This is a genomic window from Marivivens sp. JLT3646 (assembly GCF_001908835.1).
Lineage (GTDB): Bacteria > Pseudomonadota > Alphaproteobacteria > Rhodobacterales > Rhodobacteraceae > Marivivens > Marivivens geojensis.
In genome coordinates this window covers 1176447-1197701 of record NZ_CP018572.1, presented here as the reverse complement: position 1 = coordinate 1197701, position 21255 = coordinate 1176447, and the positions used below count along the sequence as shown (strand labels likewise).

The 21255-nt window shown below is 55.1% G+C and carries 18 protein-coding genes and 1 pseudogene; 5 read left to right on the top strand and 14 right to left on the bottom strand.

Going from position 1 to position 21255, the window contains the following annotated elements; all coding sequences use genetic code 11:
• Positions 1 to 177: 177 nt before the first annotated feature.
• The 12 genes from BSK21_RS05990 to BSK21_RS05935 form a co-directional block, all read right to left on the bottom strand.
• The gene (locus tag BSK21_RS05990) at positions 178 to 726 is read right to left on the bottom strand and encodes a YaeQ family protein (protein ID WP_067547692.1); all 549 of its coding nucleotides are present in this window, start codon (positions 724 to 726) and stop codon (positions 178 to 180) included.
• A gap of 68 nt (positions 727 to 794) precedes the next feature.
• A complete protein-coding gene (locus BSK21_RS05985; protein ID WP_067547876.1) occupies positions 795 to 1082 on the bottom strand; it encodes an SH3 domain-containing protein in 288 nt (95 codons plus the stop codon).
• Positions 1083 to 1217: 135 nt separating this feature from the next.
• A complete protein-coding gene (locus BSK21_RS05980; protein ID WP_067547873.1) occupies positions 1218 to 2255 on the bottom strand; it encodes an extracellular solute-binding protein in 1038 nt (345 codons plus the stop codon).
• Between the two features lie 17 nt (positions 2256 to 2272).
• The gene (locus BSK21_RS05975; protein WP_067547690.1) at positions 2273 to 3082 is read right to left on the bottom strand and encodes an ABC transporter permease; all 810 of its coding nucleotides are present in this window, start codon (positions 3080 to 3082) and stop codon (positions 2273 to 2275) included.
• Between the two features lies 1 nt (position 3083).
• On the bottom strand, positions 3084 to 4004 hold the full coding sequence (locus BSK21_RS05970; RefSeq protein ID WP_067547687.1) for an ABC transporter permease: 921 nt from the start codon (positions 4002 to 4004) through the stop codon (positions 3084 to 3086).
• Positions 4004 to 5095 carry an ABC transporter ATP-binding protein gene (locus BSK21_RS05965; RefSeq protein WP_067547870.1) on the bottom strand — a complete coding sequence of 364 codons (1092 nt, stop codon included), beginning with the start codon at positions 5093 to 5095 and terminating at the stop codon, positions 4004 to 4006. Before BSK21_RS05965 ends, BSK21_RS05970 begins: the two co-directional genes overlap by 1 nt.
• A gap of 205 nt (positions 5096 to 5300) precedes the next feature.
• Positions 5301 to 6440 (bottom strand): acetylornithine deacetylase, encoded by a 1140-nt coding sequence (argE, locus tag BSK21_RS05960; RefSeq protein ID WP_067547679.1) that lies wholly within the window; start codon positions 6438 to 6440, stop codon positions 5301 to 5303.
• Complete coding sequence (locus BSK21_RS05955) at positions 6437 to 8506, bottom strand: FAD-dependent oxidoreductase (RefSeq protein WP_067547867.1); 2070 nt, start codon at positions 8504 to 8506, stop codon at positions 6437 to 6439. Before BSK21_RS05955 ends, argE begins: the two co-directional genes overlap by 4 nt.
• A gap of 97 nt (positions 8507 to 8603) precedes the next feature.
• Positions 8604 to 9539 (bottom strand): LysR family transcriptional regulator, encoded by a 936-nt coding sequence (locus BSK21_RS05950; RefSeq protein WP_067547677.1) that lies wholly within the window; start codon positions 9537 to 9539, stop codon positions 8604 to 8606.
• 114 nt (positions 9540 to 9653) lie between these two features.
• Positions 9654 to 10328 (bottom strand): DUF1028 domain-containing protein, encoded by a 675-nt coding sequence (locus BSK21_RS05945; protein WP_074038979.1) that lies wholly within the window; start codon positions 10326 to 10328, stop codon positions 9654 to 9656.
• Positions 10325 to 10750, bottom strand: coding sequence for a RidA family protein (locus tag BSK21_RS05940; RefSeq protein ID WP_067547672.1), 426 nt, complete (start codon positions 10748 to 10750; stop codon positions 10325 to 10327). The genes BSK21_RS05945 and BSK21_RS05940 overlap by 4 nt, the downstream gene beginning before the upstream one ends.
• A gap of 1 nt (position 10751) precedes the next feature.
• Entirely contained in the window at positions 10752 to 11906 is a 1155-nt protein-coding gene (locus tag BSK21_RS05935) for an aromatic ring-hydroxylating dioxygenase subunit alpha (RefSeq protein WP_067547669.1), read from the bottom strand.
• A gap of 195 nt (positions 11907 to 12101) precedes the next feature.
• Here BSK21_RS05935 and BSK21_RS05930 point away from each other — a divergent pair, with 195 nt between their 5' ends.
• Together BSK21_RS05930 and BSK21_RS05925 are read left to right on the top strand one after the other, a co-directional pair.
• Positions 12102 to 13358: an NAD(P)/FAD-dependent oxidoreductase gene (locus BSK21_RS05930; protein WP_067547666.1), complete on the top strand. Its 1257-nt coding sequence runs from the start codon at positions 12102 to 12104 to the stop codon at positions 13356 to 13358.
• 13 nt (positions 13359 to 13371) lie between these two features.
• On the top strand, positions 13372 to 14136 hold the full coding sequence (locus tag BSK21_RS05925; RefSeq protein ID WP_067547663.1) for a carbon-nitrogen hydrolase family protein: 765 nt from the start codon (positions 13372 to 13374) through the stop codon (positions 14134 to 14136).
• Here the strand turns inward: BSK21_RS05925 and BSK21_RS05920 are convergent.
• Together BSK21_RS05920 and BSK21_RS05915 are read right to left on the bottom strand one after the other, a co-directional pair.
• Positions 14123 to 15805 carry an amidase gene (locus BSK21_RS05920; RefSeq protein WP_067547660.1) on the bottom strand — a complete coding sequence of 561 codons (1683 nt, stop codon included), beginning with the start codon at positions 15803 to 15805 and terminating at the stop codon, positions 14123 to 14125. The two genes, BSK21_RS05925 and BSK21_RS05920, sit on opposite strands and share 14 nt — an antisense overlap.
• 76 nt (positions 15806 to 15881) lie before the next feature.
• The gene (locus BSK21_RS05915; RefSeq protein WP_156894210.1) at positions 15882 to 16211 is read right to left on the bottom strand and encodes a response regulator; all 330 of its coding nucleotides are present in this window, start codon (positions 16209 to 16211) and stop codon (positions 15882 to 15884) included.
• A gap of 176 nt (positions 16212 to 16387) precedes the next feature.
• Here BSK21_RS05915 and BSK21_RS05905 point away from each other — a divergent pair.
• From BSK21_RS05905 to BSK21_RS05895, 3 genes and pseudogenes are all read left to right on the top strand, one after another.
• A pseudogene (locus BSK21_RS05905) lies at positions 16388 to 17374 on the top strand (integrase core domain-containing protein).
• 458 nt (positions 17375 to 17832) lie between these two features.
• A complete protein-coding gene (locus BSK21_RS05900) occupies positions 17833 to 19200 on the top strand; it encodes a sigma-54 dependent transcriptional regulator (RefSeq protein ID WP_067547639.1) in 1368 nt (455 codons plus the stop codon).
• Positions 19200 to 21149, top strand: a complete 1950-nt coding sequence (locus BSK21_RS05895; RefSeq protein WP_231924746.1) for a cache domain-containing protein — start codon at positions 19200 to 19202, stop codon at positions 21147 to 21149. The genes BSK21_RS05900 and BSK21_RS05895 overlap by 1 nt, the downstream gene beginning before the upstream one ends.
• Positions 21150 to 21255: the final 106 nt, after the last annotated feature.

The following is a 21255-nucleotide window of genomic DNA, read 5'->3' as shown; positions in this document are numbered from 1 at the left end:
ATTATCTATATTCATGTCAGCGCGACGGTGAAAAACCGATGTCGCGCCGTATTGTGCACAATTGTATACAAATAAAATCGCAGATGCAAGATAGGCGACTGCGACGAATGCACCAATTTGTCGGCAACCTGCCATAGAGGGTGCCCTAAGGGCAACTGTGGCATCTCGTACCGCGGGTCAGTTCAGCGCTGATTTCAGGGTCGTCGGTGTGACGTAGACGATCTGATCCCCAACGCTGACCATTACATCACCGTCTTGGATATTCACCTGAAGTTTCATCGACCGATCCGCGAGCCCTGCAAGTTCGCTCGTCTCTTGTTCAGACAACGACATGACCTGAAGGTTATCAAACCGGCTGGTGCTGTTTTGGATCTTATCCCACCAGACATCCGCAGTGCGACCGCCGTAGGTGTAGATCACGACCTTTTGTGCCTTTGCGCAAGATTGGCGCACGACCTTATCGCTCGGCAAACCAAGGGCGATCCAAAGCTCTAGTTCATCACTCAGGCTCTTTTGCCAGATGTCGGGTTCATCATCGGTCGAAATCCCCTTGGTCATCTCTAACTGCTCATGCGCGTTCAGAGCAAAAGCCAAGAGACGCACCATCATCCGCTCATCCGTTTCAGACGGGTGTTTGGCAATGGTGAGTTTATGTGTCTCGTAATAGTGACGATCCATGTCAGAGACAGAGAGTTCGACTTTGTAGATGGTAGCTTTCTGCGCCATGGCCGCCCCCGAAATTAAATCCTAGGGCTGCGTAAAGCCTCTGGCGCCAATGTGAAAGCAGATAACGATCAATAGGTATTCAGGTAGTCAGCAGAGACATAACCCGACACACCGATCCCAGACGCGAGGGATACATGGCACCAACGCTGTCCCACTTCGGTCACGCACTCATGCTGATTGAGGACAGTTCCGTCAGGCAGACCCATAATGATTTCATACCCCAACCCAGGCCCTGCCCGCAGCTTGAGCATATCGTTAGCACCAACACCGTTTACCACAGCACGGCTCCCCACGACCGAGGAACAGCCCGCAAGGACACAAAGCCCGACGACGATTTTTGCAATTGTGCTGCGCATCATAACCTCACATCTTTTTCAGTAATGATGCACGAAAGCGACCAGAGGTCCAACCTTTGAGGGAGCAAAATCGCAGGTTTTCCGCAGGCCTGATGCAATAAGCCCCCTGATAGCTAAATCAGGGGGCCTAGTGGTTTAGTTTTTCAGGTCAGTCCAGATACGGTCGTAGATTTCCTGAACTTGCTGATCGCAGACCTCAATGAATACACCCGGGCCAGCGTCTGCGGGCGGGTTGGATTCAGGTTGGCTGGCAAGCGTTGGGTCAAGGTATGGTGCCACACCATCTACCCCCGCGACGTAACGGGCGTAGTTCGACACCGCCGCGATGTTCTCAGGCTCTAGTAGGAAATCCATAAATTTGATCGCGTTGGCGCGGTTCGGCGCGTCTTTCAGCAGAACCACGTTGTCCATCCAGACGACATAGCCTTCACGCGGGAAAGCGTATTCGATCGGAGCACCCTCTTCGCGGGCTTTCGCGCCGAAGCCGTCGTAGATCTGGCCAACTGCCGCGTCCCCCGACACCAGCACTTCCTTTGCGGTGTCAGAGTTAAAGGACGCCCAATGCGCTTTGGCGGATTGCAGCATGTCGTTAAGCGCCTTGAGCTGGTCACGGTCGCTCGAACATTGCGGAATACCGAGGTGAAGTGCCGCCATCGCCATCACTTCGCCCTGACTGTCGAGCATGTTGATTTTGCCCGACAACTCTGCGGGCGGATCAAAGAGGATCGACGTGGTGTTTATATCGCCCGCATAAACATCGCGGTTCACCGCAAACGAGGTCGATCCCCACTGATACGGGATTGAATGCATACGACCGGGATCAAAGCTCGGGTCTGCCCACTGGGGCTGGATATTCCCCTTATTCGCCAATTCCCCGTCGGCAACAGTATCGAGCAACCCTTCGCCCGCCATGATCTGCACCATGTAATCACCCGGCACAGCAACGTCATAGGTCCCCATCGCGCCCGCCTTGAGCGCCGCAAGAAGCGCCTCGTTGCTGTCGTAGGTGTCCATGATGATCTCGACGTCATTCTCAGCGGCGAATTTATCGAGAAGCTCTTGTGGAATGTATTCAAACCAGTGGTAGATCACCAGCTGCCCCTCAGCCAGCGCAGCCCCTGCAGTGACAGTCAGCGCTGCGGCCGCCACTGTCGATTTGATGATGGACTTCATAACAACCTCCATGTTGTTCATTTATTGTTGTCCCTTCGGCTGATGAGCCAAGAGAGCGTGACCATCACCACCGACACCCCGAGGAGCATCGTGGAAATAGCCATGATGTTGGGCTTTATGCCCTGTTTCACCGATCCGAAGATCGCTGTTGGCAGGGTTTCAACCCCTGCGCCTTTTACGAAATTGGTGATGATGAAATCGTCGAGCGATACGATGAACGCGAGCAACCAGCCCGATATGATCCCCGGCATCATCAGCGGGAGAAGCACACGGGTGAACGCCTTGGCGCGGGTCGCGTAAAGGTCCATCGCGGCTTGTTCATAGGTCGCCTCGATCCCTTGCATCCGCGCCGAGATCGGCAGGTAGGCGAACGGAATACAGAAGGCTATGTGGGCCAAGAGGATCGTGATCAAACCACGGTCGACACCGATTGCGTTGAAAAAGATCAGCGTTGCGACAGCCGTCACGATCTCTGGCACCATGAGCGGTAACGAGATCAACCCAAACGACGCGGTCCGTAGCTTGAACCGTCCCCCACGAAGGATCGCGGTCGCCGCAAAGGTTGCCATCACCGTCGATGCAGTCGCCGCAATCAGCGCGATGACGAAACTGTTCCGCGCTGAGATTTTGAATTTTTCGCTCTCCGCACCGGTAAAGACCTCTGCATACCAGCGCAGGGAAACGCCTTCCCAGTTGGTGATCGAGACGGAGTCATTGAAGCTATAGACCGTCACCACCAACAATGGCGCGTAGAGGATAAACAGGCAGAAAATCGTGATCGCCTTGAAGCTGGGATACTGGCGTAGATCGTAGCTTTTCATTGCCATATCATTTCCCCCCTTTCGCCTGCTGCCGCGCAGAGATCAGGAGGATGACCATCACCAAGGTCAAAAGGATCATCGACGCCGCAGCCCCGAACGGCCAGTTCCCCGCGTTTCCTTTGAACTGCTCTTCAATCAGGGACCCGATCATAAAGTTCTTCGCACCGCCCAAGAGATCAGGCGCAAGGAACGATCCGAGCGAAGGGACAAAGACGAGGATGCAGCCCGCAACGATGCCGGGTTTGACCGAGGGCAAAAGAATGCGCCGCAACACCGTCCAACGAGTGGCGTAGAGGTCTGCCGCCGCCTCTGACAGAGCAAAGTTATAGCGTTCAACCGCCGCATAGATCGGCAGCACCATGAACGGCAGGTAGGAATAGAACAGGCCCAATTGCACCGCAAAGTTCGTGTTCACGATGGTCAATGGTTCCGACAACAGGCCTGATCCGACAAGAAGATCATTCAGCGGCCCCTGATCCCGCAGGAGAAACTTCATCGAAACGGTGCGGATCAAGAGGTTCACCCAATAGGGAATAGTGACCAAGAACACCCAGATCGCCCGTTCTTTCTCTGGCCTTGTCGCGATGAAATAAGCTGTTGGAAACCCAATTATGAGGCTCATTAGAGTTGCCACGCCTGCCTGCCAAATCGAACGCCAAAAGATCGAAATGTAGGTCCACTGGAGGACGGGGGGATCATCGCCGAATAACCCGCGATCAAAGAAGAACTGATCGTAGGCCGACAGACTGAACTCCCAAATCACGCCGCCGCGGAATTCCTTGGTCAGGAAGGAATACACCATCATCATTGAGACAGGCGCGAGGACGAGGATGGTCAGCGTCACCCATGACGGCAAAAGCAGCCAATACCGCGCAGGTGCAAATGTTTCGCTCTGCGACGATCCGCCAGTGCTTGCCCCACCCGCCATTAGTCGATCAGGAGGCGGCCTGCCCCCTGCTCCATATTGACGACGACCTCTGCGCCGATGTCGAACACGCGTGAATTCCCCCGCGACGAGTTTGAGGCGCGGATGGTAAAGTCAGGCCCCTCGTTCAGCGCCACGATGGTGGTGATATCCGTTCCGATAAAGATATTCTCGCGCACAGTGCCCCTGAACCCTTCGGCGGCAACCGGTTCCTCAGAGAGGAAGAGCCGTTCGGGACGCATCGACATATGCACCTTATCGCCCGCTTTGACGCCTTCGACCGCGTCACAAATCAAGGCATGTCCACCGCCCAAATGACATTTGGCCTGACCTTCTGCGACCGCATCAACAGTGACCTCAATCAGGTTCGTGTCCCCGATAAAATCCGCAACGAAACGGTTTTTGGGCCGCTCATAAATCTCTCTCGCATCGCCAAGCTGTTGCAGTTCACCTGCAGACATGACCGCAATACGATCCGACATGGTTAGAGCTTCTTCTTGGTCGTGGGTGACAAAGATAAAGGTGATCCCCGTTTCACGTTGTAGGTGCTTTAGCTCCAACTGCATCGCTTTGCGCAGTTTGAGATCAAGCGCAGACAACGGCTCATCGAGGAGGAGCACCTTAGGCTGCGGTGCCAAAGCCCGTGCGAGAGCCACACGTTGCTGCTGCCCGCCAGACAATTGCGATGGCTTACGCGATGAAAACTGGCTCAACTGAACCATATCAAGCACTTCACCCGCCCGTTTCCGAGCCTCGGATTTGGACCGCCCTAGCATCTCAAGCCCAAAGCCCACATTGTCCAACACCGTCATATGTGGAAACAGGGCGTAGTTCTGGAACACCGTATTCACGGGTCGTTTGTGCGGCGGCAGCGCGGCAATCGGTTCACCGAACAGCGCAATGGACCCTTCGGTCACATCCTCAAAACCAGCGATCATTCGTAAAAGCGTGGTCTTACCGCAGCCTGACGGACCCAGCAGCGTAAAGAATTCATTATCATGGATAGAAAGCGAAACACGCTTAAGCGCAGTAAAGTCCCCATACACTTTAACGGCGTCGCGAACATCGACGGCAATTGGTCGATCAGAATGCAATTGCACGGCCCCCCGATTTGGTCCTGCTCAGTACTGTCAGACTATGGAGGGATTCCCAGTTTCCCTAATAACGGTGTGCCACAGCAGTCATTAGGTTTAGACTAAGATATGTAGTTTCTGAGGATTTGATCAAAACCAAAACGGCCATTGAGTGGCCGAGATATTTAATTGGGCTCGTCGCTCAATTTTTGCGCAGGCCAAGAACCTAAATCAGATCATCTAACAATCGCATCAACATCGCATCGCAGGCCTCTAGCTCGGACTTCAGGATATATTCGTCCGCTTTATGTCCTTGCCCTTCCATTGATCCAGGGCCGCACACCACTGTTGGGATACCGATGGCATCGAAAAATCCAGCCTCCGTCCCATAAGCCACTTTTGTGATGCCGTTCTTACCGCTGATCCGCTGCACGAATTTCACGCAATCCGCATCGGGCTTAACATCCAGCCCCGGATAAGATGTCAAACTATCAATTTCGATCACCGCACCGCAATGATCCTGTTCGACCTGAGCAGCAAGCGCCGCCACTTCGGCCTCGAAATCATCAATACGATCCGCCGCCAAATATCTGATTTCAAATAACAGTTCAGCCACATCCGGCACGATATTCAGCGCTGTGCCACCCATGAGCTTGCCGACATGGACGGTCGAATATGGAACGGCATAGTCATCGTCCACGACCCCAGCCCCAGCCCCAGCGAATTTTGCCTGCAAGGATCGAAGACCCGCGATAAGATCAGTCGCCACATAGATTGCATTAACAAACTTCGGCGCAAGCGCGGAATGTCCCGACGTACCACGGCAAATGGAGCGGTAACTCTTTTTTCCTTTGTGCCCGATCGCCACATCGAGCGAGGTCGGTTCACCCACAATACAAATCCGCGGCGTCCCTATCAAAGGGCGCAGCGTTTCGATCATACGCGCCATCCCAACGCAGCCGATTTCTTCGTCATAGGAAATCACCAGCTTGATTGGGGCCTTTAGATCGGAGCTAGCGGCCACCTCAGAAAACGCCAAAACAGAGGCGAGGAACCCCTTCATATCCGTAGTGCCGCGCCCATAGAGCCGCCCGTCCTCTTCGGTCAGCTCAAACGGAGGGCGGGTCCAGTTCTGCCCATCCACAGGCACAACATCGGTATGGGCGGACAAAATAACGCCGTCACCGTTTGGGCCTATCTCGGCATATAGCCCAGCCTTGGGTTCATCTGGATCCATGATCCGCGTCACACGGAACCCGAGCGCGGTGAGGTGACTTTCGATCCAATCAATGATCGCCAAATTGGACTTTGCGCTGACCGTGTCGAACGCAACCAACTCTCTTAGGATGTCAACGGTTCGGCTCACAAATCACCCAATGCAGTTACCTCACGGCGGAACGGCAGAGCGTCGCCAATATCTTCGCCATCCAGCTCACGTGCATAGCGGTGCCCCGCATAGGTTGACCACGCGATCGGCCCCGGTGCCTCGGCGTCCCCGATGAGCTTTACGGTCTTAATCCCTGCGTCTGCCCATTCCGATTTTCGAGCCATAAGATCACGGAACAGTTGATCGTTTGAGGTCCGAGAGGCGACGATTACGACCGCTTCTGCGTCGATTTCTGTGATCTGATCGGTGTAGGTGCAATTCGTCTGAACAGTGCCCGAGGTGATCCCGACGACACCACGATTCAGAATGATCTGAACACCCATATTCGCGAGACGGCGATGGATAGAGTGTTGTTCCAATGTGTTCACCGTCCAATCCGACAAATAGGCCGAAGGGGTCACGATAGTGACATCGCAGCCTTTGGACCGCAAAAGCTCTGCAATGACGCCGCCCATGTAGTAGTGATCATCATCGTAGATCACGACCTTACCGCTGGGGAGAGTGCCCGCCATAATGTCGTCAGGCGTATAGATCGGCATCGTGGCGTCGATCGCAAACGGCACGACATGCTGGCGACTGACCCCATCACGGCGCCATGTGCTCCCCGTGGCGATGCAGACGTTTTCAAACCCGAACTCTAGGATGCTATCGGCATCAAGAGCGCTATCAAAATAGGTTTCGACGTTGGGCTTTTGACTGATTTGATATTCCCGATAATCCGCAACACGTCCCCATGCGGACAATCCCGGCAGCAAACGTTCCTTGGCCACGCGGCCGCCCAGAACCGTTCCAGCCTCAGCGAGGGCCACATCATAGCCGCGTTCAGCCAATGCGCGCGTCGCCTCTAGCCCCGCAGGTCCCGCACCGACGACGAGAACGGATTGGCTGTCGCCTTTCGCGTTCATCCGCTCTGGGTGCCAGCCTTTGCGCCATTCCTCCATGAAAGTCGGGTTCTGCGTGCAGCGGCTGATCGACATGGTCATATCGCCCGTGATGCAAATATTGCAGCCAATACATTCGCGAATGTCTTCGATACGCCCTTCCATGATCTTGTTCGGCAGAAACGGATCAGCGATTGATGGACGCGCGCAGCCAATCGCATCAAGAATCCCCGATTTGATCATCCGCGCCATCACGTCTGGCGATGTGAACCGCCCTACTCCGACAACAGGTTTGGATGACAACTCTCTGATACCCTTAACCAAAACTTCTTGCGCCGCTTCTTCTTTGAACCGCGACGGTCCAGAGCAGTCTTCCCACGTACCATGGGCCAAATCCCAAAGGTCAGGCAGGTCTTTGTTCATCTCAACAAAGTCCCGTACCTCAGCGTTTGAAAACCCAAGATCACCAATCGTTTCATCGAGCGAAACACGCAGCGTGATGCCCATTGTATCACCAACCGCATCCCGCATGTCGGCGATGACCTCCCGTGCAAAACGAGAGCGGTTTTCTAGGCTACCACCGTATTCGTCGTTCCGCATATTGGTCGCGCGGCTCAGGAAGTGTTGGAAAATCCCGAACCCATGCGCACCGTAGAGGCAGATCAGATCGAAACCCGCGATCTTGGCACGTTTAGCGGCATTTACAAACCAGCGGCGCAGATCTTTGATCTCGTCCTTGTAGAGCGAACGAGCCTGAACAGGATCGTTCGTGAAGGTGCGTATCGGACCAGCGGAAACGGCCAGAGGAACCTCTTTGGTATAAAGGTTCGGCCCGTTGATCCCAGAATAAGCCAACTGGATGCCTGCGAGCGCGCCGTGCTCTTTCATTTTGTCGGCCATTCGGGCCAACATCGGGATGTCCTTGTCCTCCCACAGACGTAACTCGATGAAGGGCGTGATTTCCGAGGTATGGTGCATCTCGGTCTGTTCAGTGAAAATGACGCCCCAGCCGCCCTCGGATTTGACGCCCCGCATTGCCGCTGCGGCAGATGGGTCGCGATAGCCCCCGCCGTTACAATGCGGCACCTGATAGAACCTGTTTTTGGCCGTAACAGGTCCGATTGTCAGAGGTTCAAAGAGAATATCGTAACGGGGATCGCGCAATTTCAGCTCCATTTCGGACTATGGACGGATCGTAACAAATAGCCCGCACTGACCAAGTCCGCGCTGCGAAATCATTGGTTAGGCAGCCGCTAAGACTTCACACCAGAGGCAATCCGCCGATTTGCGACAACCGACCATCGCGCACCATTCCGATGGCGTAATCAATGAAAGCGCGCACAGCGTTAGAGCGGTGAACATCCTGCGCGGTCAAAAGCCCCATCCGCATCGGACGCACAGGCCCCGTGATCGGCACGCATTTGACATAGTTTCCATCTGGCGAAGTATGGCTGAGCGGGCGGACGTTTGCGATGGAATACCCAAAGCCGTTCCCCACCATGGACCGCATCACAGCCATGTCGCGCGTGCGTTCGGCGATCACTGGCTTTTCCCCAATCTCATCAAAGAACGACAGGAAATAGTCCGAACTCAGGGGCAGATCGAGCAGCACCATGGGGTGCTTCAGCAGGTCGTCGATGGTGACGCTGTCTTGCCCGACCAAGGGATGGTTCTCCCCCATCAGTGCGATAGGCGGCAATTTCAAAAGTGGTGTGAATTGTAAATCAGCAGGCAGGCCGAGGTCATAGGTCAGGGCCACGTCAATTTCGGACCGACGCAGCGCACTAAACAGCTCGACTTGGTTCATTTCGTGCTGACGCATTTTCACGTCGTCATAGGTCGCTTCAAACCCGCGGCGAAGGGATGGGAGAACCAGCTGCGCAAAGGTCACCAGACATCCAACCGTCAACGGCCCTCGAACGGACCCCGCGATATCTCCTGCAATGTCCATGAGCGCGCCCGCCTCACGCAGAACGATGCGGGCTTGATCCATCATCTGGCGTCCCGCTTGGGTCAGAGAGAGGCCCTGCGCATGCTGTCGCACAAACAACGGTAAGCCGAATTCGGCCTCTAGCTGTGTGATCGCAGCAGAGATAGACGGCGATGAAACGTTGATACGTTCAGAGGCCCGCGCGATGCTTCCTGCTTCTCCGACAGCGACGAAATACTCGATCTGCCGAAGGGTATACCTCAACATTTTAATTCCTTGCCTGACACAGACACACAAGCATTGACCGTGATCCCCTTGGTTTTCAAGGAAGAACACCGCCGAGCCTTCGCAATCTGGCTAACTGCCCGTTATTTAAGCCGCTTATTCGTCGCCAGGCACACCGTATGACGGCGCCTCGCGTGGGTCGATAGCGCGTTGGATATAGGCGTCGAGTTGCGGCTTATAAATGTCCCACGCCGTCGCAATGGCCTCAATCGGGCAATCTTCGGTCCAATCGCACCTGAGGTCCGCCACGGGCCAAGACACCTTATCGACGATCTTCATGCCTGCGGAATGGACCGGACCAGCTTCGCCTCCCGCAGCAAGGCCAGCCCGCATCGCAGCGATCAACCGATCCCCCAGATGTCCTTTTGCGACAAGGAAACCCTCGACAATTGCCTGAGGCACACCGCTATCAGCCAAAAGATTACCACCAGAGGCCACATTTTCGGCCTGCGCTTCGGACCAGATGCCCAGCGCATTGGGGCCAGAATGGATCGCCGTGCGTCCCATCGCATCGACCATGAGAACTTGCCGGTATTCGATGAACGCACCCTTCTGGCGGATACGTTCGAGTGCGTCTGGCGCAGACAGCCCCTGCCCCATCAATTCCAAACCCAGCGGCCCCAGTGTCGGGTCAGTCACGTTCTGTGACGCCACAGCACCAACGCCAGCTTGTGCGTAGGAACAACGGGCTGCGACGGCGGGCGAAGAAGATGAAATGGCGACGCCAAACATCCCCGTTTCAGCGCAGCGAGCAACGAGTGAGAATGTCATGCCTCGTCATCCGGAATAACGGCGGTTGCATCAATTTCAACGAGCCAATCAGGCCGCGCCAAGGCCGTTACGACAAGTCCTGTTGAGACAGGAAACACCCCGCGAATATATTCGCCCATCGTGCGATAGACTGCCTCGCGGTGGCGGACATCTGTGATATAAACAACCACTTTTACCAGATGCTCCATCGTGCCGCCCGCTTCTTCGATCAGCTGCTTGATGTTCTGCATCACCTTATGGGTTTGCTCTACTGGATCGTGGCTTTCGATATTCTTTGCATCATCGAGGTTCTGCGGACATTGACCGCGCATCCAAACGGTCCGTCCGCCACGCGTTACGACCGCTTGGCACAGGTCATTATCGAGGTTCTGCTCGGGATAGGTTTCTTTGGTGTTGAATTTGCGAATACGCGTATGGGCCATTTCAGTCTCCGCTCGATGCCCGACCTGTTTCGATACGGGACATTAGATAAGTAGCAAAATCGTAGTTCGGTCGCTCTAGGTGGCTCAGGTGCCCCGGACGGGCGAGGTCTGAACACAAGCCACGATAGACCTTTTCGGTGCAACCCCGATCCTCAATATTCACGTCATCCAACAATGCCTTCAGTGCGGCAAAGTGATCATGAACGGATGGATCGTCCTTAAAGTCGTCCGACATGCCCCCGCCAAAACGGATATGCACTTGCCCCGGCCCTTTGGGGTGAAGCGAGAGATACCAGAAATACCCCGGCGTTAGGGTGATCAGCAGGCTGGGATAAATAGCCAAGAGATACGTCGTCCGACGTTCTTCGCCTTTGAGACGGTCATTCGACGGATGCGCCATTGCGATGGTCAGGGATTCATCCTTGAGGATCGTATGGTAGTTGAACGCGGGCAATCCTGGCGGGCAGATCATATCCTCTAGCTTGGACAGTCCCCCAATCGTGCCTGCATGACAGACAGGCAAGTGGTAGCTCTCCATGAAGTTCTCAGCGAGGACTTTCCAGTTGGTGTCCCAGACGTGCTCTTCATAGAAGGCCTCTGTGTAGGCTTCCATGTTGTAGCCTGCGATCATCGCGTCGAGGTCGGATAGAGCATCAGCCACGGGAGCCGCATTAGGGTCGAGGTTTACGAACACCCAACCGTTCCATTCCTCACATCGGACCTTTGGCAAGGCATATGCGTCTTTGCAAAACCCTTCATTCAGGCTCATCGCAGGCGCGCCCCGCAGTTTGCCGTCCAGATTGTAGGTCCACGCATGATAAGGACATACGATCAGCTTTGCATTCCCGCGCCCCTCAAGGAGCGTCGACATACGGTGCAAACACACATTCGACAGCGCCTTTAGGTCACCATCACGGTCACGAATGACAACAATTTGCTGTCCAGCTAATTCACAGGTCGCATAATCCCCCGCATTGCCCAGCGCCGATGCACGGCCCAAACAATACCAGTCCTTGCGAAAGATGTGTGTCAGCTCTTCGGCTAGGAAGGCATCGGAAGTATAGACAGACGTCGGCATAGCGCGTGCGTTTTCGAACGGCACGGATACGGACTGCCGAAGTTCCTCAACTGGATCCAATTGACTGTCTTTTGCCACGGCTGGGACCTCATTCACTGATACCAGACAAACATGCGCCTCTGCAGCGGCAAGTAAAAGAAATGGACTACCTTACCAGCGCTTAGCCTTCCTCTAAGCGGCATTAGTCCGATCAAAAGCAAAGCTTCATGAAAACATGTTTTTAGTTCGCCAAATCCTACCCCTAGGGTCAGGGCAACGAATAGGAGAACACAGATGGAAGTTATCGATACGGTTGTGGTTGGCGGCGGACAGGCTGGCATCGCGGCAAGCGAACACCTTACAAACAACGGTATTGAACATGTGGTCCTTGAAAGACACCGCATTGCAGAACGGTGGCGGTCGGAACGCTGGGACTCTCTCGTGATGAATGGCCCCGCATGGCATGACCGTTTTCCAAACCTCGAATTCAACTGCCATCCCGATGCCTTCCCCGGCAAAGAGGACGTCGCGGACTACATGGTGGCTTACGCTGAAAAAATAGGCGCACCGATCCGCACGGGCGTCGAAGTGAAACGGGTACGCAAAGTCAAAGGCGGCTCTAGTTTTATGGTTGAAACCTCTGAGGGCCAGATTGAGGCGCGCCATATCATTGCAGCCACAGGCCCATTCCAAAAACCGATCATTCCGCCCATGGTACCCACGGATGCGTCGGTCTTTCAGATGCACTCCAACAGCTACCACAATCCAGAACAATTGCCCGAGGGGGCCGTTCTGGTTGTTGGCGCTGGGTCGTCAGGCACTCAAATCGCCGAAGAACTGCGCAAAGCGGGCCGTAAGGTCTATTTGTCCGTCGGCGCACATGATCGCCCTCCGCGTCGGTATCGGAACCGCGATTTCGTATGGTGGCTCGGCGTTCTGAACAAATGGAACGCTGATACCCCGAACCCAGGCACAGAACACGTCACCATCGCAGTCAGCGGGGCCGAGGGGGGCAAGACCGTGGATTTCCGCAGGCTTGCACATGAGGGCCTCACCCTCGTTGGCATGACCAAAGGGTATTCCAACGGCACCGTTCAGTTTGAAAATGACCTCGTCCACAATGTGAACCGTGGCGATGCAAACTACCTGTCTGTCCTCGAAGAAGCAGACGCCTTTATCGCAGCGAACGGTTTGGACCTTCCCGAAGAGCCCGAGGCCAAGATCATCCCGCCTGATCCAGAGTGCATGGTGAACCCAATCCTTGACCTGAACCTTGCTGAACAAGGGATCACAACCATTCTTTGGGCCACTGGGTATGCACTGGATTATTCGTGGTTAGAGGCCGACACGTTTGATGAACGGGGCCGCCCGATCCATCAGCGCGGTGTGAGCAAAGAAAGAGGGGTTTATTTCCTTGGGCTTCCATGGCTCACTCGACGAGGGTCTGCTTTTATCTGGGGCGCGTGGCATGATGCAAAGTTCGTCGCAGACCAAATTCAGATCCAGCACAACTATTCAGGCTATCATGGCGAGGCCGAAGTCATATCGTAGAGGGACATGATCGGTGAAAATCGGCGTTTATCAGGGGCATGCGGTCGGCAAAGACAATGAACATGCCTTTTCTGTGATTGAGGAAACGCTCAAAGCAGCGTCATCGGTTGGCACAGATATTGTCGTTTTCCCCGAGCTTTTCATCCCTGGCTACAACCAACCCGACCTTCACCGCGCGCTTGCGCAGCCCTCTGGTGGCGAATGGGAACAACGGTTTGCGTCACTTGCCGCGACGCACTCTTGTGGCCTCGTCATAGGTTGGGCAGAGAAGGACGGAGAGAAGATTTTTAACACGGCGTCAGCCTATGACGCGAGCGGCGCAAAGATCGGGCATTACCGTAAAATTCAGCTGTTCGGTGCTATTGAAAAGTCGGTGTTTGAGTTCGGTGACAGTTATTGCACCTTCGACATTGCAGGCACGAAAGTTGGCTTGCTGATTTGCTATGACATCGAATTTGCGCAGCATACGTGGGCGCTCCGCGAACTTGGTGCGGACCTCCTGCTAATCCCTACTGCGAACCCGATCGACTTTGATAATGTCCCTGACCTGCTGGTACCTGCACGGGCGACTGAAAACGGGATGGTGATTGCATACGCCAACTACTGCGGGTCCGAAGGGAACGTCACCTACGGCGGTAAGTCCGTGATCGTCGATGGCAACGGGGCCGTCATTGCCCAAGCGGGCCGCTGTCCTTCGCTTCTCATCGCTGATCTCGCGCAGGTCGCGCAGCCTCTCTCAACCCAACATCAAGACTACCGCGACATCAATCGAGCGTAGGAGGCACGCGATATTGCCCCGTCCGTTCAAACGCGGCAGCCAGCTGCAATAGGTTCACATCATCCCATCCTCGCCCCGCGAATGTCAGGCCAGCGGGCATACCGATGTCCGCAAGCATCCCCATCGGCACCGTTACCGTCGGAATCCCCAAGTGACGGATCGCGAGATTGCCATTGGCAACCCAGACCCCATTGCGCCATGCCAGAGCAGCAGAGACGGGATTCACGTCGGCATCCACAGGACCAATATCGGCCACCGCAGGGAAAATGACCGCATCTAGGTTTTGACGGTCCATCCAGTCCTCTAGGTCGATCTTCCGTGTCTCCTCAAGCCCCCTGAATCCGTCCTCAAGCTCTGGTATATCCAAGAAACTCCCGACCGGATGTATCCGCGCGTGTTCGGGATAGGTGGCGATATCATCGTCAAACCCGACATATCGATCAGGGAGCGCACCTTTCGGTTGGGGGAAAATCTGGGCGCCGTCGACTTGGGCCAAACGGTTTAACTTTGGGTCATTGTTCGATCGCAAGAAATCATCCCACGCCCAAACCGAGAGATCCATGATCTCACGTCTCAGGTACTCTGGCGTGACCAGGTTCCTCGTTTTGATCGATGGCGCCCCTACCCTGTCGCTCTCGTAATTTGTGACAACAGGAAAGTCCGTCACAACAACGGCCCCGCCTTCGGCTTCAATCACTCTGCGCGCCGCGTTGAATAGATCGATCATCGACGCCCGCGTCTCGATCTTTTGACCTGTCGGTCCGCCGATCCCGCCTTTAGCGTTCGATCCAGCCTCGGCGTCCTGGTTGATATACATCGCAGGCACGGCAAAACGTTTCCCCTGCAGCGATGCCCCCTGCGTCAGGTCAGCATATGACACTGGCCGATGGTCCGATGCCTTGGGAATGTGAACCCACGGCTGGGATCGCCACAGGTCGCCCCGAGTGTTCGGATCATCCGCCACAATGACATCCAATATATCGAGCATATCCGCCATGCTCCGCGTATGCGGTACCACGACATCCATCGTCGGAACGAGAGGCCAGTTCCCGCGCACACTGATCACCCCGCGGCTGGGCGTATAGGCGCATAACCCGTTGTTCGCGGCAGGTGCGCGTCCGCTGCTCCACGTTTCTTCGCCCAAACCAAAGGCCGCAAAGCTCGAAGCCGTCGCAGTACCTGATCCGTTCGACGAACCAGAGGCAAAGGCAGCAGTCAGGTAATTCCGGTTATACGGACTTTCTGCCCGTCCATAGAGGCCCCGCTGCATACCGCCATTCGCCATCGGCGGCATGTTCGTCAACCCGATCAAGATCGCCCCCGCCGCACGCAATCGTTCAATTGCGAACGCGTCGTCTGACGCGACCAAATCCGCAAAAGCCGGCGATCCGCTGGCGACCGTTAGACCCTTGGCCCGATAGCTGTTCTTCGCTGTGTAGGGAATACCATCTAAACGCCCCAATGCATGCCCCTTTGCCCGCCTCGCGTCCGACGCTTTCGCCTCTTCCATCGCAGTAGGATTCAAAACAGGCACAGCATTCAAACAAGGCCCAGACCGATCATAGCGTTGAATACGGTCCAAACACTCTTTGACCAGCGAAACAGCCGTCACCTCGCCCTCATCCAGCATTTGGGCAAGTCCGCGAATTGATGTCTCAACAATGGTCATGGCTGTTTCCTTTTAGTCCGCGACCACAGTCCAACTGTATGAAAACTTGAGCAAGTTAAAAGAACACCAATTGAGTTCAGGCCCTCAGAAGGCCTTTGACTTTAGCCACGATATCATCACGCCGATCATTTTTCGGGATGATCGGTCGACCGACGAATGCGTCTGGCAAAGTGTTATCATCGTAAGCGGTGAAAAACGCGAATGGGATGCCCATTTCATTCAAACGCGCGGCCACAGGATAAGAAAACTCTTGGTAGAGATTGATATCAAGCCGACCAACGTCACGGCGTTCTTCACTGAGACTATCCAACGACTCATCGACCGCCGTAAACGGACCTTGAACTGAACATCCGTATAGAATTCCTTGGGCCGTTAGCGTGCGTTCGAGTTTTCCGCGGAGCTGCAATTGGATGGTCGATTGAATAACAATCGAACCGAACCCCTTACGAAGCGGTTCTAAGTTCTCACCAGTGCATTCGGAATTAGGTTCAATTTCCTCAACCCATTGGATTGAAAGTGACCTGCCACGAAATTTTTTTTCTCCAGCTTCGATTAGCGTCCGGCCCAACTTGAGGACGGACCATGAAGCGAACGAGTTTCACGGACGAACAGATCATCGGCTTCCTGACGGAGCACGAGGCGGGTGCGACGTGCGCGGACCTGTGCCGCGAGCACGGCATGTCTGAAGGCACCTTCTATAACTGGGGGGCCAAGTACGGTGACATGACGGTGACGGATGCCAAGCGGCTGAAGGCGCCGAAGGGTGAAAATGAGAAGCTCAAGACGCTGCTGACCGAGCAAAAGTTTGATCTTGCCGCGCTGAAGGAACTGGTTTCAAAAAAGTGGTGGCGCCTGCCGTGAAGCGCGAAACGGTCGCGCATCTGAAGGCCCGTTTCGGGCTCTCAGAACGGCGGGCGTGCCGGATCGCAAGATGGTCCGCTACCAATCGCAGCGTGCGCCTAATACAGAGCTGCGTGGTCGGTTGCGGGAGCTGGCTAATGAATCGGCGGTCGGCTACCGGCGGCTCTTCGTGCTACTGCGCCGCGAGTGAGAGCCTTCAGGGATCAACAGGATCTATCGGCCCTACCGCGAGGAAGGGTTGACGGTGTTCAACGTGGCCGACGACGTCACGCGTGAGTGCCTGGCGGCAATCCCGGACACCTCGATCTCGGGACGTCGGGTGGCGCGCGAGCTGACGGCTCCGATCGAGCGACACGGAAGGCCGGGGATGATTGTCTCTGACAATGGGACAGACCTGACTACGAACGCCATCCTGCGGTGGTGTTCCCAGCAAAGGGGTGAATGACACTATATCGCGCCGGGCAAGCCGATGCAGAATGGCTTCGTGGAAAGCTTCAACGGACGGATGCGGGGGATAAATTGCTCAACGAGACCATGTTTCGCAACCTGGCCCACACACGCGCCGGCATCACCGCTTGGGCCGCCGACTACAACACCGAACGCCCGTATTCGGCATTGGACTACCTGACCCCGGTCGATTACGCGCAAAACTTGACCACCGCACCACCTGGCGTAAACACTAACTGGGCTCCGGTCGCGGCTGGATGAAAGTTCAGTGGCAGGTCACTCCATCCAAAAAGGCACAAGCCGGATTGAATTGGAAACCGCAATAGACGAATGTTTAAGTCGACAGTGAGAAGTGCCGGTACAATGGTTATGGGTGCTTCTTTTCCAACGCCACGTTTCCCTTATTTGGGGTTACCGGCTGCTGAATTTATTTGAGAATTTGTTTTGGTTGCGGGGGTTCGCACGCTTTGTAGCCTACCTATATTATCATGCCCTGTGTGAAGCAGTTCTACAGTGACGTGTTGCGGCCCAGAGCCGACCTTCGCCAAATTCGGCTCTGCTGCGGTGCAGCTTTCCCAAGCGGGACATGCATAACGGGAGCCGCGGACGATCGGTCCCAGCCCATTAACTATTGGGCAGGAGATTGGGTTTGCTTTGACAATCCAATGAATTTCTCCATGGTCACGTGACGACATTGGGTGAGGTTGGGAGGCCAAGCCATGGGGAAGAGCGATAAAGACGATGGGTCAGAGCTGACCAAAGACCTAAAACAAGCCTGTCTTCTTGTGGTCGATGACGAACCGGGGATGCGGAATTTCCTTGTTAAAACGCTGAGCCCACATTGCAAATTCGTGGCTGAGGCCGCGACCGTCGCCGCAGCTGAAGATCAGCTAAAAGACCGCTATTTCGACATTGTTGTTCTCGACAACATGATGCCTGGACAAAAAGGTATCGATTGGCTGGCGAGCCGACATGCCTCTGGCGAATTTACCGATGCCATCATGGTGACAGCCTATGCTGATCTGGAAACGGCGATCGATGCGCTGCGGGCTGGGGCTTCGGATTTTATCCTCAAACCATTCCGATCCAATCAGTTATTGAACGCGGTGCGCAGATGTTTGCAGGTCACCCGACTGCGCCGCGAAAACCTTTTGCTCAAACGCGAGTTGGAGCATGCCACCCAGACGCGATTGGTCCGTTCTGAATTGCTGGGCGATTCTGCGGCGCTGACCCAGATCAGAACGATTTTGGATCGTATCAAAAATCTTGCGACCCCTGTCCTCTTTGCTGGCGCGTCTGGCACAGGGAAAGAGGTCGCTGCGCGCTATCTTCACGCCATATCGGATCGACGCGACAACCCCTTTGTCCCAATCGGATGCGGATCGATCCCTGACGATTTGGTCGAATACGAATTGTTCGGCCATCAGGACGGCGCGTTCCCAGGGGCTCGGGCGGGGCGCGAAGGTTTGCTGGCCTCTGCAAATGGGGGGACGGTCTTTTTCGACGAAATCACCGATCTCAGCCTAAGTGCGCAATCGAAACTGGTTCGCGTCCTCGAAGATGGTGCAATTCGTTCGGTGGGGTCCGAGCGGATGATTGACGTGGACCTACGTTTCCTTTTCGCGACCAACAAATCCCTTGCCCAAGAGGTTGCCGCAGGGCGCTTTAGAGAAGACCTCTATTTCCGCATCAATGTGCTCGAAGTCAGCATGCCGCCTTTGCCGCAACGCGAAAACGATGTGGTCATTCTTGCTGAACATTTCATGGCAGAACTGGCCAAACGCCTACGGTTGGCGCCTCTCGAGATCGACAGCACAACCAAAAGCGCGCTTCTTCGTCATGACTGGCCCGGCAACATTCGGGAACTTCGCAATATTATCGAACGCTCACTTATCCTTGGGAGGTTCGCGATAGAGACCCTCAGCCCCGTCCCTGCAAACAAAGCGATTGAACCGCTTGAAGATGTTGAACGTCGCACAATCTTAACCGCGCTGGAGGCCGTATCTGGCAATAAGACCGAAGCCGCACGCAAATTGGGAGTCTCGCGCAAAACCATCGACCGCAAATGCGCAGCGTGGGGCCTTTGATGCCTACGGTTATTCGCTCGGTTCGGGTGAGGCTCCTCGTTATCGCACTTTTGCCGATGCTGGTGCTTTTGCCCTTTCTTCTTAGCGCGACGATGATCCGTTGGTCTGGCAAGGTCGACGGACTTTTGATTTCCAAGGTCACAGGCGATCTGACCATCGCGGATCAATACCTCGGGCGATTACTGGAAACGCAGGGCGAACGTGTAAACGCGGTGGCGCAATCGGCGGCTCTCCAACAAGTCATCAATAATGAACAGGATCGAAACCGGTGGCTGGAACGAGAACGGCAGCGGCTCGGCCTCGACTTCCTTTATCTTACCTCTGGCGAGGATGGACCGAACGGGTTCAACGCGCGTTATTGGCCTGTGATTGACGAAGCCTTTCGTGGAAATGGGCACAGTGCGGTGGATATCATTAGCGGTGCAGACCTCGACCGTTTGTCGACGGGTCTGGCCGAAAAGGCATCAGTTCCACTGGTCGAAACCATCGCTGCGGTTCCCACAGAACGAACCGTTGAGGATCGCGGCATGATCCTTCATTCCGCCTCGCCCATTCGGTTCGAGAACAGAAACGGCGCGTTGGTTGGCGGTGTTCTGTTGAATAAGAATCTCGATTTCATCGATACGATCAACGCGCTTGTCTACCGTGAACAGAGCCTGCCCGAAGGGTCAAAAGGCACGGCGACGCTCTTCCTCGACGATGTTCGCATATCTACCAATGTGCGTCTCTTTGAAAATGTGCGGGCGCTGGGAACGCGCGTGTCGGCTATCGTCCGCAACAGGGTGTTAGAGGACGGCAATCTTTGGCTCGACCGAGCGTTTGTGGTGAACGATTGGTATATTTCGGGCTATGAGCCCATCGTTGATAGTTTTGGCAATCGTGTCGGGATGCTCTACGTCGGATTTCTGGAGACGCCATTTCGTACGGCAAAGATCGTCAGTGCACTCACGATCTCGATCCTGTTTTTCCTGATTGCGCTCATTTCGGTGCCGATCTTCTTGCGGTGGGCTGGTCGCATTTTCCTTCCTTTGGAACGCATGACCCAGACGATCGAACGGGTTGAGGCTGGTGATTTGACCGCCCGCAATCGGCTCGATGATCAGACGGGTGAAATTGCCCAAGTGGCGGGGCACCTTGATCACCTCCTCGACCAACTTTCAGAACGAGACAAAGAGCTTCGCGAATGGGGCGAAAGCCTTGAGGTCAAAGTCGATGAACGCACGAGAGATCTGAGTGACGCCAACCAAAAGCTCGCGCAAACGACCGAACGCCTGATCATGTCAGAGAAACTCGCCGCCGTTGGCGAGATTACAGCGGGGATCGCACATGAGATCAACAACCCGATTGCGGTGATTCAAGGCAACCTGGAAGTCGCGCGGAGCCAACTGGGTGAAACGGCTAAAGAGGTCAAAACTGAATTCGATCTGATTGATGATCAGGTCTATCGGATCGGATCGATTGTCTCGAAGCTCCTCCAATTTGCGAGGCCGAATGAATATTCTGGGGCCGCAAATCACATCACCCCGTCCAGCGTCGTGCGTGACTGTTTGGTTCTCACCCGCCACCAAATCGATGCGGCTGGCATCACCACGACCACAGACATCACTTCTGACGCCGAAGTCGTCATGGCGCGGACGGAATTACAGCAGGTTGTTGTGAACCTGATCCTGAATGCGATCCACGCGATGCCGCAGGGCGGCAGTCTGTCACTTTCAGTTTATGATCAAGACAGTTCGGTGGTGATCAAAGTGCAGGACAGCGGCGCGGGCATCCCCTCGGACATTGTTGCGCGGATCTTTGACCCGTTCTTCACGACCAAACAGGCGCAAGGAACGGGACTCGGTCTATCGATCAGCCAGACATTGGTCACACGTGCAGGCGGTCAGATAACCGTCGAATCCGAGGTCGGCATCGGAAGTATCTTTGAAATTCGCCTGCCTGCACTTTGATCGCGTTTTGGACAAAATGTCCCGATTGAGTGGTCCCTTTGGTGAGGCTTCAGACAGGATGTCCCGATAATCAAAAATTCAGCACTCAAAAATGGACAGATTTTCC